We start from the raw sequence: 14,306 nt of genomic DNA on the forward strand, positions 1-14,306 counted from the left end.
GACCCAGTTCTGAGCAGGAGGAGGAATGGACGCCTGATAAGGAAATGACATCAGACAGATCGCCCGACGCAGCGTCCGCACCGTCCCTACGCCAGTGTGAACTGGATCAGGTTCAACGGGTTGACCGCGCTGCCCTAAGGCCGGCGGAATCTCAGCTCCCTGACGGAACACCCCTGGTGACACTTCACGATGACACGCTCTCAGGCGCTCCTGTCAACAGATTTTGCATCACGGCCCCGGACGCGGGAGAATTACCTGTTTTTTCACGCGCCCCGAACGCCCGGAGAGACTACTCTCAGACCCCTGCTCACCGAGACGTCCGGCATGCCGGGAAATCCGCCCCGACAGCAGAACAGCATTTGACCACCAACCCGCAAACAACCATCATATTCCCATGATTCTTCTGATCGACAATTACGACAGCTTCACCTTCAACCTCGTGCATTATCTGAGCGAACTCGGGGCCGAATGCGATGTCCGGCGCAACGATGCACTGACGGCAGAGGAAGCACTCGCGACAGACCCCGAGGCCATCGTGCTGTCACCGGGACCATGCACCCCCGATGAGGCCGGAATCTGCTGCGACCTGATCCGCATGGCCGCCCCGCGCGGGGTTCCCGTGCTCGGCGTCTGCCTCGGCCACCAGGCCATCGGCCAGGTCTTCGGCGCGCAGGTGATCCGCGCGCCCTCACCCGTCCACGGCAAGATCAACCCCGTCCTGCACGACGGAAAAGGCCTCTTCGCCAGCCTGCCAAGCCCCTTCCAGGCCACGCGCTACCACAGCCTGGTGCTCGACCCCGCCTCCATACCGGACTGCCTCGAACGCACCGCCCGGACGGAAGATAATATCATCATGGGGGTGGAGCATAAGGAGTTTCCGCTGTACGGAGTGCAGTTCCATCCGGAAAGCATTGCCTCGGAATACGGGCACAGAATTCTGGATAACTTTCTGACTCTCGCCCGCCGCCGGAATGCCTCGCGGCCTGCCTCGAAAATGGACGCGATGTGACGGTTCCGGCCCCTTCTGCTCTGACCTTCCAGGACATTCTCAACCTCGCCGCCCGCGGACATACCCTCGACGCCGCCACGGCAGAAGCAGCCTTCGGACTGATCATCGACGGAAAAGCCGACGATATCCGGATCGCAGGCCTGCTGATGGCCCTGCGCGCTCGCGGAGAAACCCCCGACGAACTCCTGGGCGCCGTCCGCGCGGTCCGCAGCCGGATGCTCCCGGTGGACAACGCCCCCGAAGGGACGATCGATGTCTGCGGAACCGGCGGAGACGGCCACGGCACGCTCAACATCTCCACATCGGTCGCCTTCGTCCTCGCAGCCCTCGGAATCCCCGTGGCCAAACACGGCAACCGCGCCGTCTCCTCCCGCTCGGGAGCCTCCGACGTGCTCGAAGCCCTCGGCGTCCCGCTCTCGACCGATGCGGCCTCGTCCCTGAAAAACGCGCATATCGCCTTCCTGGCCGCCCCCGCGCATCACCCGGCCATGCGCCACGCCGCAAACGCCCGGAAAACCCTGGGCGTCCGAACCCTGTTCAATCTCATCGGCCCCCTGTGCAACCCGGCACGCGTCACACGCCAGATGACCGGCGTGGCCGATCCCGCCCTGCTGGACCCGATCATCACCGTACTGCACGCCCTCGGCTCCGAATGCGTCTGGGCCGCCTGCGGCCTGCCTCACACGGACGTCACAGGCCCGACCACGGGAATCGACGAGATCACGCTTGCAGGTCCCACAGAAATCCGCACACTTGAGCACGGAAGAATGGCCTCCTTCGAACTGACGCCCGATATGGCCGGAATGAAGGCCGCACCGCTGTCCGCCATCGCGGGCGGCGGACCAGAGGAAAACGCCGCCGAACTCGAAGCCCTGCTCAGAGGATCGCACGGACCCTACCGCGATACGGTCCTCCTCAACGCCGCCTGTGCCCTGCACGTCGCCGGAGCCGCAGACGTGCTGAGAAACGGACAGCCGGACCCCGCAGCCCTGCGCCAAGCCGCAGCCCGCGCGGGAACCGTGCTCGATAACGGACAGGCACTGAACGTGCTGAACGCCCTGCGCACAGGCGCGGCGTCAGCCCGGACGCCGGAATAAGCCCGGGCATGGACCTTTCCCTGCCTCTCCGGCTAAGACACCAGAACCCAGGATTCATTACGGGGGACATATGACTGATACGCCGACGGAAGAAAGCGACACCGGCACCGAGGCCGGAAGCTGCCCGGACAGCGGCACACCCTGCACTCCGGACATCCTGCAGCGCATCGTTGCCCGGAGCAGGCTTGAGGTGGAACATCGCTCCACCCTGATGCCTCTGAAGGAGATTTCCGCCCGCGCCCAGGAGGTGGAATTCACCCCGCGCGGCTTCGGACGCGCCCTGAAGGAAAAAACGGCCGAACACTCCATCGGACTGATCGCCGAAGTGAAGAAAGCCTCCCCCTCAGCCGGACTGCTGAGAGATCCCTACGATCCGGTGGGAATCGCTCAGTCCTATGAAAAGGCAGGCGCATGCTGCCTGTCCGTCCTGACGGAAGGCTCCTGCTTCCGCGGCAGCCTCGAGGATCTGAAAGCCATCCGGGAAGCCACAACCCTACCGGTCCTGCGGAAAGACTTCCTGTTCGATCCCTGGCAGGTCTACGAAAGCCGCCTCTGGGGCGCAGACTGCATCCTGCTGATCATGTCCATTCTGGAAGACGAGCTCGCCTCGGAACTGGTCGATCACGCCCGCGGACTGGATATGGACATCCTGGTCGAGGTCCACTCGGAAGAGGAACTCAGCCGCGCCCTCGCTCTGAACGCCTCCCTGATGGGCATCAACAACCGCGATCTCAAAACCCTGCAGACCGATCTGCAGACCACAATCAGCCTCGCCCCCCTCGTTCCGCCCGACAAGATGATCGTCTCGGAAAGCGGAATCAAAACACCCCAGGACGTCGCACGGCTTCAGCAGGCCGGCGCCAGCGGATTTCTGGTCGGAGAATCGATGCTGCGCGAGGAAAATCCGGGAGAGGCGGCACGGCGGCTACTCGCCGGCTGAAGCCCTGTCCGGCCGCTTCATGAACAAAAAAAACAGAACACGCACTGAGAGTTGAGGGCATAAAGGGTGATTTTCATCCGGCGCCACGTATCAGTGATATACATATAGTGTAATAATCAGAGGGACGAGCCGGGGGTTACACCCATGGCGACAGATCTGCCGGAACAGTGTGAAGGAAGACGCGGATGAGTGGAGACAACAGCGCAGCGGCAGGGCGGAACGACCCGTCACTGACCACCGATGAGCTGAAAAACGCCTACCAGGAAATGGTGCTCATCCGGCGTTTTGAAGAAAAAGCAGGGCAGCTTTATGGCATGGGCCTGATCGGCGGCTTCTGCCATCTCTATATCGGACAGGAAGCCGTGGTCGTCGGCGTGCAGATGGCACTCAAGGAAGGCGACAAGATCATCACCTCCTACCGTGACCACGGACAGATGCTCGCCGCGGGCATGTCCGCACGCGGCGTGATGGCCGAGCTGACAGGCCGCGAGACGGGATATTCCCGCGGCAAGGGCGGTTCCATGCACATGTTCTCCCGTGAGAAGAACTTCTACGGCGGACACGGCATCGTCGGCGCACAGGTCTCCATCGGCACCGGCCTCGCCTTCGCCAACAAATACCGCGGCTCGGACGAAGTCTCGATCGCCTATTTCGGAGAAGGCGCCTCCAACCAGGGACAGGTCTACGAAAGCTTCAACCTCGCCGCCCTGCACAAACTCCCCTGTATCTACGTGATCGAAAATAACCGCTACGGCATGGGCACCAGCGTGGAACGCTCCTCCGCCTCCCGCGCGTTGTGGAAAAACGGAGAGCCCTGGGGCATCCCGGGCGAGCAGGTGGACGGCATGGACGTGAACGCCGTGAACGCCGCCGCACGCAAGGCCGTCGAATGGTGCCGCGCAGGCAAAGGCCCCTACCTGCTGGAAATGTCCACATACCGCTACCGCGGACACTCCATGTCCGACCCGGCAAAATACCGCAGCCGCGATGAGGTGGACGAAATCCGCCAGCATCACGATCCGATCGATCACGTCCGCAGCGAACTGATCGCCGTCGGCGTGGACGAGGCCGAACTGAAAAAGATCGATGAAGAGGTGAAAAAGGTGGTCAACGACGCGGCCGAATTCGCGAAAACCAGCCCGGAGCCCGATCCTGCGGAACTCTATACAGACGTTCTGACGGAGGTTTGAGAGATATGGCCACCGATATTCTGATGCCGGCCCTTTCGCCGACAATGACTGAAGGCAAGCTGGCGCGCTGGGTCAAGAAGGAAGGCGACAAAATCTCCTCCGGAGATGTGATCGCCGAAATCGAGACCGACAAGGCCACGATGGAAGTCGAAGCCGTCGATGAAGGCATCCTGGGCCGCATCCTCGTGCCCGAAGGCACCGAAGGCGTCGCCGTCAACGCCCCCATCGCCATCCTGGTCGAGGAAGGAGAGGACGTCCCCGACGGCCCTTCCGGCGCGGCACCGAAAGCCGAAGAGGCAAAAACCGAATCCGCTCCGCAGAGCTGCTCCTCAAAGCCCGCTCCCGCAGCCCCCGCCTCCGCGCCCTCCGCAGAGCCGGAAAAAGACTGGGGCCCGACCGAGGACATCACCGTCCGAGAAGCCCTGCGCGACGCCATGGCCACGGAAATGCGCCGCGACGGAGACGTGTTCCTGATCGGAGAGGAAGTCGCGCAGTACCAGGGAGCCTACAAGGTCTCCCAGGGTCTGCTGGATGAATTCGGAGAAAAGCGCGTCATCGACACGCCCATCACCGAACACGGCTTCACCGGCCTTGCCGTCGGCGCCGCCATGACCGACCTCAAGCCCATCGTAGAGTTCATGACCATGAACTTCTCGATGCAGGCCATCGATCACATCATCAACTCCGCAGCCAAGACGCTGTACATGTCCGGCGGCCAGATCCGCTGCCCGATCGTGTTCCGCGGCCCCAACGGCGCAGCCGCCCGCGTCGGCGCACAGCACTCACAGTGCTATGCCAGCTGGTATGCCCACATTCCGGGCCTGAAAGTCGTCGCTCCCTGGTCCTCCGCTGACGCCAAGGGCCTGCTCCGCGCCGCCATCCGGGACCCGAACCCGGTCGTGGTGCTGGAAAACGAGATCCTCTACGGACAGAAATTCCCCTGCCCCACGGACGAGGATTTCATCCTCCCCATCGGCAAGGCGAAAATCGAACGTGAAGGCACGGACGTCACGATCGTCACCTTCTCGATCATGGTCGGCGTCGCCCTGCAGGCCGCAGAACAGCTCGCCGAACAGGGCATCAGCGCAGAAGTCATCAACCTGCGCACGCTCCGCCCGCTCGACACGGCAACCATCGTGGAAAGCGTGAAGAAAACCAGCCGCCTCGTCACGGTCGAGGAAGGCTGGCCCTTCGCCGGTATCGGAGCCGAGGTCTCGATGCAGATCATCGAACACGCCTTCGACTGGCTCGACGCCCCGCCCGTCCGCGTCGCAGGCGTCGACGTACCGATGCCCTTCGCCGCCAATCTGGAAAAGCTCGCGCTCCCGCAGCCCGACTGGATTGTCGAAGCCGTCCGCAAGCTGGTCTGAGGAGCGATCATGGCCACCGATATTCTGATGCCGGCCCTTTCGCCGACAATGACCGAAGGCAAGCTGGCGCGCTGGGTCAAGAAGGAAGGCGACAAAATCTCCTCCGGAGATGTGATCGCCGAAATCGAGACCGACAAGGCCACGATGGAAGTCGAAGCCGTCGATGAAGGCATCCTGGGCCGCATCCTCGTGCCCGAAGGCACCGAAGGCGTCGCCGTCAACGCCCCCATCGCCATCCTGGTCGAGGAAGGAGAGGACGTCCCCGACGGCCCTTCCGGCGCGGCACCCGCGCCGAAAGCTCCGGAAGCGAAAGCCGCACCGGCTCCGCAGAAATCCGAAGCACCGAAGAAGGCAGAGCCCGCCCGGGCCGAAGCCCCGAAAACCGCAGCCCCTTCCGGAGACAAACGTATCTTCGCCTCGCCGCTGGCCCGCCGCATCGCAAAGGACAAAGGGCTCGACCTGTCCGCGATCAAAGGCACCGGACCGAACGGCCGCATCGTGAAAAAAGACGTGGAAGCCGCGAAAAAAGCTCCGGCAGCCGCCCCCGCACCGCTCGCGGCAGGAGAGACCACCTCGGTCCCGCTGTCCTCGATGCGTAAGGTCATCGCCCGCCGCCTGACCGAGTCCAAATCCACGGTGCCGCATTTCTACGTCTCAGCCGACGTGGAACTCGACGCCCTGCTGGACCTGCGCTCGAAGCTGAACGCCACCTCCCCGGCAGAAGGCCCGGAAGCCTTCAAGCTGTCGGTCAACGACATGCTGATCAAGGCCGCCGCCCTGACCCTGAAGCGCGTGCCGGACATGAACGTCTCCTTTACGGAAGACGCCCTCATAAAATACGCAGATGTGGACATCTCCGTCGCCGTGTCGATCCCCGACGGACTGATCACCCCGATCGTCCGCCAGGCCGACAGGAAAAGCCTGCGTCAGATCAGCAACGAGGTGAAGGATCTCGTCGCCCGCGCCCGCGCCGGAAAACTCAAACCTGAAGAGTTCCAGGGCGGCACATTCTCCATCTCCAATATGGGAATGTTCGGCGTGAGCTCCTTCTCCGCCATCCTCAACCCGCCCCAGGCCGGCATCCTCGCCATCGCAGCAGGCGAGAAACGAGCCGTGGTCCGCGGAGACGCGCTCGCAATCGGAACGGTCATGACCGTCACGCTGTCGGTCGATCACCGGGCCGTGGACGGCGCGCTCGCCGCCCAGTGGGTCTCGACATTCCGCGACATCGTGCAGTCGCCGCTCAGCCTCGTGGTCTGAGCCATCCGGTCCGGGAGACGGCAGCGCCCCCGCGCCGCGCCCGTCTCCCGGACCAGCCATCGGAAAAAGAACCTTCCGCCCGGCCCACGCCCCGGACCGGCACCGGACGGAAGCAGAGGAAAAACGGATCATGAGCGGCACCGATTTCGATCTCATCGTTGTTGGCGGCGGCCCCGGCGGATATGTCGCGGCCCTGCGCGCAGCACAGCTGAAGCTGAAAGTCGCCGTGGTGGAAGCAAACCACCTGGGCGGTATCTGCCTCAACTGGGGCTGCATCCCCACCAAGGCCCTGCTGCGCGCCTCGGAAATCAATCACCTCCTGCACGACCTCGGGCAGTTCGGGTTCGAGGCCGACAACCCCCGCTTCGACTTCAAAAAAGTCGTGGCCCGCTCCCGCGCGGTCTCGAAACAGCTCTCGGGCGGCATCGGACATCTGCTGAAAAAAGCCAGGGTCCCGGTGTTCGATGGCTTCGGCAAACTCGCAGGCACGTCCGGAGACAAGCGTAAGCTGGACGTCAAACTCGCGGACGGGAAAACCACCACCCTCACCGCGCCGCACATCATCCTCGCCACAGGTGCCCGCGCCCGTGTGCTGCCGGGCATCGAACCCGACGGCAAGCTGATCTGGTCCTACCGCGAAGCCCTGGTCCCCGAAGCCCTGCCGAAACGCCTGCTCGTCATCGGGTCCGGCGCCATCGGCACGGAATTCGCCTCCTTCTACCGCAACATGGGCTCCGAAGTGATCCTGGTGGAAGTCGCAGACCGCATCCTCCCGGTCGAGGACGAGGAAATCAGCAAACTCGCCCGCACCGCGTTCGAGAAACAGGGCATGAAAGTCCTGACCGGCGCAAAACTCGGCAAGCTGGAAAAAGGCTCCGATACGGTAAAAGTCCCCGTCGAAACCGGCGGCAAGACCGAAATCTTCGAAGTCGACCGCGTCATCTCCGCCGTCGGTATCGTCGGTAATGTCGAGAATATCGGCCTCGAAGGCACGAAAATCAAAGTCGAACGCACGCATGTCGTCGTCGATGAGCTCTGCCGCACCGGGGAAAAAGGCGTCTATGCCCTGGGCGATCTCGCCGGACCGCCCTGGCTCGCCCACAAAGCCAGCCACGAAGCCGTCATGTGCGTGGAAGCCATCGCCGGAAAACACGTCCACCCGATCGACCCGACAAAAATCCCGGGCTGCACCTACTGCCGCCCGCAGATCGCCTCCGTCGGCTATACCGAGGCAAAGGCAAAAGAAGCAGGCTACACCGTAAAAACCGGTCGCTTCCCCTTCGTCGGCAACGGCAAGGCCATCGCCATGGGTGAGCCGGACGGACTGGTCAAGGTCGTGTTCGACGCAAAAACCGGAGAACTCCTGGGCGCCCACATGATCGGCGCGGAAGTGACCGAAATGATCCAGGGTTACGTCATCGCCCGCTCCGGCGAACTGACCGAAGCCGAACTGCAGGAAACCGTCTTCCCCCACCCCACCATCTCGGAATCCATGCACGAGGCCGTGCTCGCAGCCTATGACGGTGCCCTGCACTTCTGATCACCCCACGCCTTCCGGGCTCACGAAACTCTGATCCCGGAAGGCAGACATCCCGTGCACACGGCTTGACGCCCGGCGCACATGGGATCACTTCTGAAGGCAGCTTCCGGCCGGGTGCGGCAGTCCTGCCGACCGTCCCGGCCCCTTCGTGCCGACCGGGTAAAAATCATGTCCACTCGTATCGTTATCGACCATCGCAAGACGGACGGCGCCGCGCTGCGCCACCCGGAAAAGGCACACCGGCCGGATAATCCGATCGCGCGCAAGCCCGACTGGATCCGCGTCAAGGCCCCCAATCACCCGGTCTATCACGAGACCAGGGAGCTGATGCGCGACAACAAACTCGTCACGGTCTGCGAGGAAGCCGCCTGCCCCAATATCGGGGAATGCTGGTCACAGCGCCACGCCACCATGATGATCATGGGCGAGATCTGCACCCGCGCCTGCTCGTTCTGCAACGTCACCACCGGACTGCCCCAGGCCCTGGACGAGGACGAACCCCGCCGCGTCGGAGAGGCCGTGGCAAAACTCGGCCTGCGCCACGTCGTCATCACCTCCGTAGACCGGGACGACCTGCCTGACGGCGGCGCACGCCACTTCGCCCGCGTCATCAGCTCGATCCGCACCGCCTCCCCGGAAACCACCATCGAAGTCCTGACCCCGGACTTCCTCCGCAAACCCGGATCACTGGAAGTCGTCGTCGAAGCCCGCCCGGACGTGTTCAACCACAATATCGAAACCGTCCCCCGCCTCTATCCCACGATCCGTCCCGGCGCACGCTACTACCAGTCCGTGCGCCTGCTGGACCGCGTGAAACAGCTCGATCCGTCCATCTTCACCAAATCCGGCCTCATGCTCGGCCTCGGAGAGGAAAAGGCGGAACTGACACAGGTCATGGACGATTTCCGCATCGCGGACGTGGACTTCCTCACGATGGGCCAGTACCTCCAGCCCACCGTCAAACACGCCGCCGTCGCCCGATTCGTCACACCTGACGAATTCGCGGACTACGCCGCCATCGCCCGCGCCAGAGGCTTCCTGCAGGTCAGCTCCTCCCCCCTGACACGCTCCTCCTATCATGCCGATTCCGATTTCGCCGCCCTGCGCGAAGCCCGGGAAAAACAGCTCGCAGCCAGATCCGGCACAGAGGCCGGAGCCGCCTGATGCCGACACATGCAGAACGAAGAGTGCTGGGCTACACGCCCGAGCAGGTGTTCGACCTCGTCGCAGACGTGCAGCACTACCCCAAATTCCTCCCCTGGTGCGTCGGCACGCGAATCCTCTCCCGCACCGACACGCTGCTGCTCGCAGACCTCACCGTCGGGTTCGGCCCCTTCCGGGAAACCTTCACCTCGCGCGTCACACTCAGCCGCCCGGACCAGATTCGCGTACAATACGAAAAAGGCCCGTTCAGATACCTCAATAATGTCTGGAAATTCTCGCCCGACCCCGGCGGATGCCTCGTCGATTTCCACGTGGACTTCGAATTCCGGTCCCGTATTCTTCAGGCTGCCATCGGCATGATGTTCGGAGAAGCCGTGCGCGTCATGGTCTCCGCCTTCATCCGCAGAGCCCGCGAAGTCTACGGCCCGCCCCTGCAGTCCGGCACACCCGCCACACGCTGAAATACCGGAACGAAGACGAAACTTTCCGGTTGTGCCGTCGTTGACTGGCAGAGAACACCGCCGGGTGCTAGTCTCCCGCCTGTGCGACACATCTGAGATGTACCACACAAGCCGCATGAAGTGAGTTCTCGCGGCGGGTCGAGACCGGAAAAGGGTTTTAAATATGAAGTCTCTGTTTGCAGCAACGCTGGTCAGCGCTTCCGTTCTGGCATCAGCGCCGATGGCGCTGGCTGCCGGCCACCACCACGCACACAGCAAGAAGCAGTCCTCTGCAGAAGCCGCCGCCGATGGCGACCGCGCGACCGAGGACCTTAACGCCCGCAGCCTCTCCCAGGCGCGCCAGGGCGTCATCGTTCCGCCCTCCATCACGCCGGGCACCCACGTAGCCACGACCCCCGCTGTCGCTGCTCCGATCTCCTCCGTCACGGCTCCGACAGTGACAGCCCCGACAATGACGGCTCCGGCCGTAACCGCACCGGCAATCACGGCTCCGGCTGTCACGGCATCAGGCGTCACCGCTCCGGCCGTCGTTGCCCCGACCATGACGGCTCCGACGGTCGTGGCTCCGGCCGCAACCGCTCCGGCCATCGCGACCCCGATCGTGAAATAACGGACGGCCAGGACAGCAGAAAGCCTCGCTCTTTCTGCTTCCGGTACGAAAAACGCGGATCCCCCCGGATCCGCGTTTTTTTGTGCCCTTAACCCAGCAGTCCCCTCAGACAGCCGCCCCGCTCAGCGGCGCAGCTCCATGCTGATCGGACCATCGCGATAACCATGCGTGAACTGATTGACCATATCGTTGCCGCTGTTCATCAGAGACGCCGCAGCCCCCTGCCAGATCAGCCGCCCGTGATACAGCATCGCCGCCTCATCCCCGATCCGTTGGGCTGAAGCCATATCGTGCGTGATGGCAATGGCCGTCGCCCCCATCTTCTTCACGCAATCCACGATCAGACCGTCAATCACAGCCCCCATGATCGGATCAAGCCCGGTCGTCGGCTCGTCAAAAAACAGAATCTCCGGACGATCGGCAATCGCACGCGCAAGACCCACGCGCTTTTGCATCCCGCCCGAAAGCTCCGCCGGAGAGAGATCACCCACAGACGGATCAAGCCCCACCTGCGCCAGAATCTCTCCCGCACGCGCCTTCGCATCCGTGCGGTTCAGACGGGGATGACGGTCCGCACGCGCACGCGGCTCCGGAGCCAGCAGACCAAACGCCACGTTCTCCCACACCGTCAGACTGTCAAACAGCGCCGCATTCTGAAACAGCATCCCGATCTCGCCGATCATCTCCGCACGCTCACGCGAGGTCGCCGTCACGATATCCTTTCCGTCAATCTCGATAGATCCGGAATCCGGCGTGATCAGCCCGAGAATACAGCGCAGAAGAACGGATTTTCCCGAACCCGACCCGCCAATAATGACAAATGATGTCCCCTCGGGAACGTCAAGATCTATCCCGTCCAGCACCTTCTTCTCGCCGAAGGATTTATGCAGGCCGCGAATACGGATTTTCGGAGAAGAATGCATGCCCGGCCCCGCCATTACTGCGCGAAAAACAGATCAGTAAGGAGATAGTCAAACGCCAGCAGAAGAATGGACGCCGCAACCACCGCAGAGGTTGTGGAAGACCCGACACCCTCAGCACCACCCCGGCTGTTATAGCCGTAATAACAGCCCATCAGCGTGATGATGAAGCCGAACACAGCCGCCTTCACCAGCCCGACCGTCACATCCTCAATCGTCAGGGCATTGAGCGTCGCCGTAATATAGGAGTTCGGAGCAAATCCGAGCTTGACCACGGCAACGGTAAAACCACCGGCGACACCAAGAACATCCGCAACCATCACCAGAAACGGAAGCGCAATCAGACCGGCGAGAAGACGCGGCGTCACCAGATATTTCATCGGATTGGTCCGCAGCGTGGTCAGCGCATCGATCTGATCCGTCACACGCATCGTGCCGATCTCCGCAGCCATCGCCGCACCGACACGCCCGGCCACCATAAGACCCGCAAGAACCGGACCAAGCTCACGCGTCACAGCCAGAACCACGATGTTCGCAATCGCACTCTGCGCGTGATACTGCGCGAAACCGGTATAGGACTGAAGTGCGATCACACCGCCGGAAAACAACGCCGTCAGAGCCACGACCGGCAGGGACAGAAACCCCGTATCCAGCAGCGCCGCAGCAAAAACCCGCCCGTAATACGGAGGGCGCACCACATGCGACAGCCCCTCAGCCGCGAACAGCGCAACACCACCCGCCCCGCGCATCGAAAAAATGACGAATCGTCCGATCCAGCGGACGACATCTGAAATCGCATTCATTGAGTCAGCAAAAACCCCGGCAGCCGCAGCAGCATGACATGACAGTATCCTCACTACGGCGTAACCCGCCACGCGTTCCACGTCAAAGCCGCGCATATCCGCACTTGACCGTTTCATGGCGGACGGCTTCAAAACACACCTAGGAAAACCGGCTGCCACGCCAGTCAGGGCAGGAGACAAACGGCTTATGCGTATTGCAATGATCGGCGGCGGATATGTCGGCCTCGTATCCGCCGCATGTTTCGCGGAATTCGGCATCGATGTCGCCGTCGTCGAAACCAGCCCCGAACGCCTCGCCGCCCTGCAGGAAGGCCGCATCCCCATCTATGAACCCGGCCTCGATACCCTGGTCGGCAAAAACCTCAGCGCAGGACGCCTCTCCTTCGGCAACGACATCACCACAGCCGTCCGCGGAGCCGAGGCCGTCTTCATCGCCGTCGGAACCCCGCCCAGAAACGGAGACGGCGCCGCAGACATGCAGTACGTCCACGCCGCGGCACAGCAGATCGCCCGCGCGCTGACGAACTACGCCGTGATCGTCACCAAATCCACCGTCCCGACCGGAACCAGCCGCCGCATCGCCGGAATCATCCGCAGCACCTGCCCGGACGCGGAATTCGACGTCGCCTCAAACCCGGAATTCCTGCGCGAAGGCAGCGCCATCGGGGACTTCATGCGGCCGGACCGCGTCATCATCGGCCTCGACCGCAACAGCCCCGACGGCGGAAAACGCGCCGAGGACATCATGAGACGGGTCTACCGCCCGCTCTCCCTGATCGAGGCCCCGCTGCTGTTCACCGGCCTCGAAACCGCAGAACTGACGAAATACGCCTCGAACTCCTTCCTCGCGATGAAAATCTCCTTCATCAACGAGATGGCCGATCTGTGCGACAGACTCGGCGCAGACGTGCACGACCTCGCGCGCGGCATGGGCCTCGATAACCGGATCGGAAAGAAATTCCTCCACCCTGGCCCGGGATACGGCGGCTCCTGCTTCCCCAAGGACACGCTCGCCCTGTCCCGCATCGGCCAGGAAGCCGGAAGCCCCTGCCGCCTCGTCGAGACAACCGTGCAGATCAACGACGCCCGCAAGATCGGAATGGCGGGACGGATCATCGCAGCCTGCGGCGGAAGCGTGGAAGGCAGAACCATCGCCGTGCTCGGCCTGACCTTCAAGCCCGAAACCGACGACATGCGCGAATCTCCCTCCATCCCCATCCTGCACCGCCTGGACGAGGCCGGAGCCATCATCCGCGCCTTCGATCCCGTCGGCCACGACACGGCACGCCCCCTGCTGCCCCCCTCCGTCACCTTCTGCACCGACGCCCTGGACGCCGCAAAAGGAGCAGACGCCCTGGTCGTGCTGACGGAGTGGAACGTCTTCCGCGCCCTCTCCCCCCGGGCACTGAAAGACACCATGCGCGGCAACGTCATTACGGATATGAGAAATATCTTCGATCCCGCAGCCATGCGCCGCGAAGGATTTGAATACCAGTCACTGGGCCGCAGATAGGCGGCACCGCCCCCTAATCGTTCCATCGCCCGTCATACCCGAAATACCACCTCTTTATCATCCTGATCAGGGCAGGTGTCCGCCTCATCTCCTCCTCCCTCCGCCGGGCTCTTTCCTCTAGCCTTCTTGCATAAGAAGCCCTGCCCTCCTCTTCCAATTCCTCATCAGTAGCGTTAAATCTCACATCAACAGAAGATCGCCATGCCTCCGAAGCGTTCCATTTATCCAGATAATCAGCCTTCTGTTCATCATTCAGTCCCCGCCAGAACGGCACCCACTCATGCATGAGTATTTCCGGCAAACCCTGACTAGGTGTTTAGTCCCGGGATTTGGTGGGGTATTATTTTCACGAGAGTGGAAGGAAGCCTTATGGGACAGATACGTCATGGGAGCGCCACGACTACGCACGCCGTGCGAGCAGCACTACAG

At 62.7% G+C, this 14,306-nt stretch carries 14 protein-coding genes and 1 riboswitch; of the genes, 11 read left to right on the forward strand and 3 right to left on the reverse strand.

Translation table 11 applies throughout. The annotated features are described in order from the left end of the window. Nucleotides 1-65 precede the first annotated feature (65 nt). Nucleotides 66-185, reverse strand: a riboswitch (TPP riboswitch). Between the two features lie 209 nt (nucleotides 186-394). The 10 genes from LOC54_RS00945 (at nucleotide 395) to LOC54_RS00990 (ending at nucleotide 10,641) form a co-directional block, all read left to right on the forward strand. Beyond that, entirely contained in the window at nucleotides 395-1,009 is a 615-nt protein-coding gene (locus LOC54_RS00945; protein WP_279311941.1) for an aminodeoxychorismate/anthranilate synthase component II, read from the forward strand. Beyond that, entirely contained in the window at nucleotides 1,006-2,106 is a 1,101-nt protein-coding gene (trpD, locus tag LOC54_RS00950; protein WP_279311942.1) for an anthranilate phosphoribosyltransferase, read from the forward strand. Before LOC54_RS00945 ends, trpD begins: the two co-directional genes overlap by 4 nt. Nucleotides 2,107-2,176: 70 nt before the next feature. After that, the gene (gene trpC, locus LOC54_RS00955) at nucleotides 2,177-3,046 is read left to right on the forward strand and encodes an indole-3-glycerol phosphate synthase TrpC (RefSeq protein ID WP_279311943.1); all 870 of its coding nucleotides are present in this window, start codon (nucleotides 2,177-2,179) and stop codon (nucleotides 3,044-3,046) included. 185 nt (nucleotides 3,047-3,231) lie between these two features. Continuing rightward, nucleotides 3,232-4,236 (forward strand): pyruvate dehydrogenase (acetyl-transferring) E1 component subunit alpha, encoded by a 1,005-nt coding sequence (pdhA, locus tag LOC54_RS00960; protein WP_279311944.1) that lies wholly within the window; start codon nucleotides 3,232-3,234, stop codon nucleotides 4,234-4,236. A gap of 5 nt (nucleotides 4,237-4,241) precedes the next feature. Further along, the gene (locus tag LOC54_RS00965; RefSeq protein ID WP_279311945.1) at nucleotides 4,242-5,606 is read left to right on the forward strand and encodes a pyruvate dehydrogenase complex E1 component subunit beta; all 1,365 of its coding nucleotides are present in this window, start codon (nucleotides 4,242-4,244) and stop codon (nucleotides 5,604-5,606) included. A gap of 9 nt (nucleotides 5,607-5,615) precedes the next feature. Then, nucleotides 5,616-6,866, forward strand: a complete 1,251-nt coding sequence (locus tag LOC54_RS00970) for a pyruvate dehydrogenase complex dihydrolipoamide acetyltransferase (protein WP_279311946.1) — start codon at nucleotides 5,616-5,618, stop codon at nucleotides 6,864-6,866. 130 nt (nucleotides 6,867-6,996) lie between these two features. Continuing rightward, entirely contained in the window at nucleotides 6,997-8,406 is a 1,410-nt protein-coding gene (gene lpdA, locus LOC54_RS00975; RefSeq protein WP_279311947.1) for a dihydrolipoyl dehydrogenase, read from the forward strand. 168 nt (nucleotides 8,407-8,574) lie between these two features. Next, complete coding sequence (gene lipA / locus LOC54_RS00980) at nucleotides 8,575-9,570, forward strand: lipoyl synthase (RefSeq protein ID WP_279311948.1); 996 nt, start codon at nucleotides 8,575-8,577, stop codon at nucleotides 9,568-9,570. Next, nucleotides 9,570-10,031: a type II toxin-antitoxin system RatA family toxin gene (locus LOC54_RS00985; protein WP_279311949.1), complete on the forward strand. Its 462-nt coding sequence runs from the start codon at nucleotides 9,570-9,572 to the stop codon at nucleotides 10,029-10,031. The genes lipA and LOC54_RS00985 overlap by 1 nt, the downstream gene beginning before the upstream one ends. A 163-nt stretch (nucleotides 10,032-10,194) precedes the next feature. Further along, on the forward strand, nucleotides 10,195-10,641 hold the full coding sequence (locus LOC54_RS00990) for a hypothetical protein (protein WP_279311950.1): 447 nt from the start codon (nucleotides 10,195-10,197) through the stop codon (nucleotides 10,639-10,641). 122 nt (nucleotides 10,642-10,763) lie between these two features. Here LOC54_RS00990 and LOC54_RS00995 read toward each other — a convergent pair whose 3' ends face one another. Both LOC54_RS00995 and LOC54_RS01000 read right to left on the reverse strand, forming a co-directional pair. Then, nucleotides 10,764-11,564, reverse strand: a complete 801-nt coding sequence (locus LOC54_RS00995) for an ABC transporter ATP-binding protein (RefSeq protein ID WP_279311951.1) — start codon at nucleotides 11,562-11,564, stop codon at nucleotides 10,764-10,766. A 14-nt stretch (nucleotides 11,565-11,578) separates the two neighbouring features. Continuing rightward, nucleotides 11,579-12,364 (reverse strand): ABC transporter permease, encoded by a 786-nt coding sequence (locus LOC54_RS01000; RefSeq protein WP_279311960.1) that lies wholly within the window; start codon nucleotides 12,362-12,364, stop codon nucleotides 11,579-11,581. A gap of 187 nt (nucleotides 12,365-12,551) precedes the next feature. On the opposite strand from LOC54_RS01000, the gene LOC54_RS01005 reads away from it, so the two are divergent. Continuing rightward, nucleotides 12,552-13,877 (forward strand): UDP-glucose/GDP-mannose dehydrogenase family protein, encoded by a 1,326-nt coding sequence (locus tag LOC54_RS01005; protein ID WP_279311952.1) that lies wholly within the window; start codon nucleotides 12,552-12,554, stop codon nucleotides 13,875-13,877. 13 nt (nucleotides 13,878-13,890) lie between these two features. Here the strand turns inward: LOC54_RS01005 and LOC54_RS01010 are convergent, their stop codons facing one another. Next, the gene (locus LOC54_RS01010) at nucleotides 13,891-14,163 is read right to left on the reverse strand and encodes a hypothetical protein (protein WP_279311953.1); all 273 of its coding nucleotides are present in this window, start codon (nucleotides 14,161-14,163) and stop codon (nucleotides 13,891-13,893) included. Nucleotides 14,164-14,306 lie beyond the last annotated feature (143 nt).

It is taken from the genome of Acetobacter sp. AN02, from assembly GCF_029759835.1.
In the GTDB taxonomy this organism is placed as follows: domain Bacteria; phylum Pseudomonadota; class Alphaproteobacteria; order Acetobacterales; family Acetobacteraceae; genus Acetobacter.

Bases quoted from the DNA above. Each gene is read 5' to 3' on its own strand.
- LOC54_RS00990 (WP_279311950.1), top strand. From the start codon at position 10,195: ATGAAGTCTCTGTTTGCAGCAACGCTGGTCAGCGCTTCCGTTCTGGCA.
- trpC (WP_279311943.1), top strand. From the start codon at position 2,177: ATGACTGATACGCCGACGGAAGAAAGCGACACCGGCACCGAGGCCGGA.
- lpdA (WP_279311947.1), top strand. From the start codon at position 6,997: ATGAGCGGCACCGATTTCGATCTCATCGTTGTTGGCGGCGGCCCCGGC.
- LOC54_RS00965 (WP_279311945.1), top strand. From the start codon at position 4,242: ATGGCCACCGATATTCTGATGCCGGCCCTTTCGCCGACAATGACTGAA.
- pdhA (WP_279311944.1), top strand. From the start codon at position 3,232: ATGAGTGGAGACAACAGCGCAGCGGCAGGGCGGAACGACCCGTCACTG.
- LOC54_RS00945 (WP_279311941.1), top strand. From the start codon at position 395: ATGATTCTTCTGATCGACAATTACGACAGCTTCACCTTCAACCTCGTG.
- LOC54_RS00985 (WP_279311949.1), top strand. From the start codon at position 9,570: ATGCCGACACATGCAGAACGAAGAGTGCTGGGCTACACGCCCGAGCAG.
- LOC54_RS00995 (WP_279311951.1), bottom strand. From the start codon at position 11,564: ATGCATTCTTCTCCGAAAATCCGTATTCGCGGCCTGCATAAATCCTTC.
- LOC54_RS01010 (WP_279311953.1), bottom strand. From the start codon at position 14,163: ATGCATGAGTGGGTGCCGTTCTGGCGGGGACTGAATGATGAACAGAAG.
- LOC54_RS00970 (WP_279311946.1), top strand. From the start codon at position 5,616: ATGGCCACCGATATTCTGATGCCGGCCCTTTCGCCGACAATGACCGAA.
- LOC54_RS01000 (WP_279311960.1), bottom strand. From the start codon at position 12,364: ATGAATGCGATTTCAGATGTCGTCCGCTGGATCGGACGATTCGTCATT.
- LOC54_RS01005 (WP_279311952.1), top strand. From the start codon at position 12,552: ATGCGTATTGCAATGATCGGCGGCGGATATGTCGGCCTCGTATCCGCC.
- lipA (WP_279311948.1), top strand. From the start codon at position 8,575: ATGTCCACTCGTATCGTTATCGACCATCGCAAGACGGACGGCGCCGCG.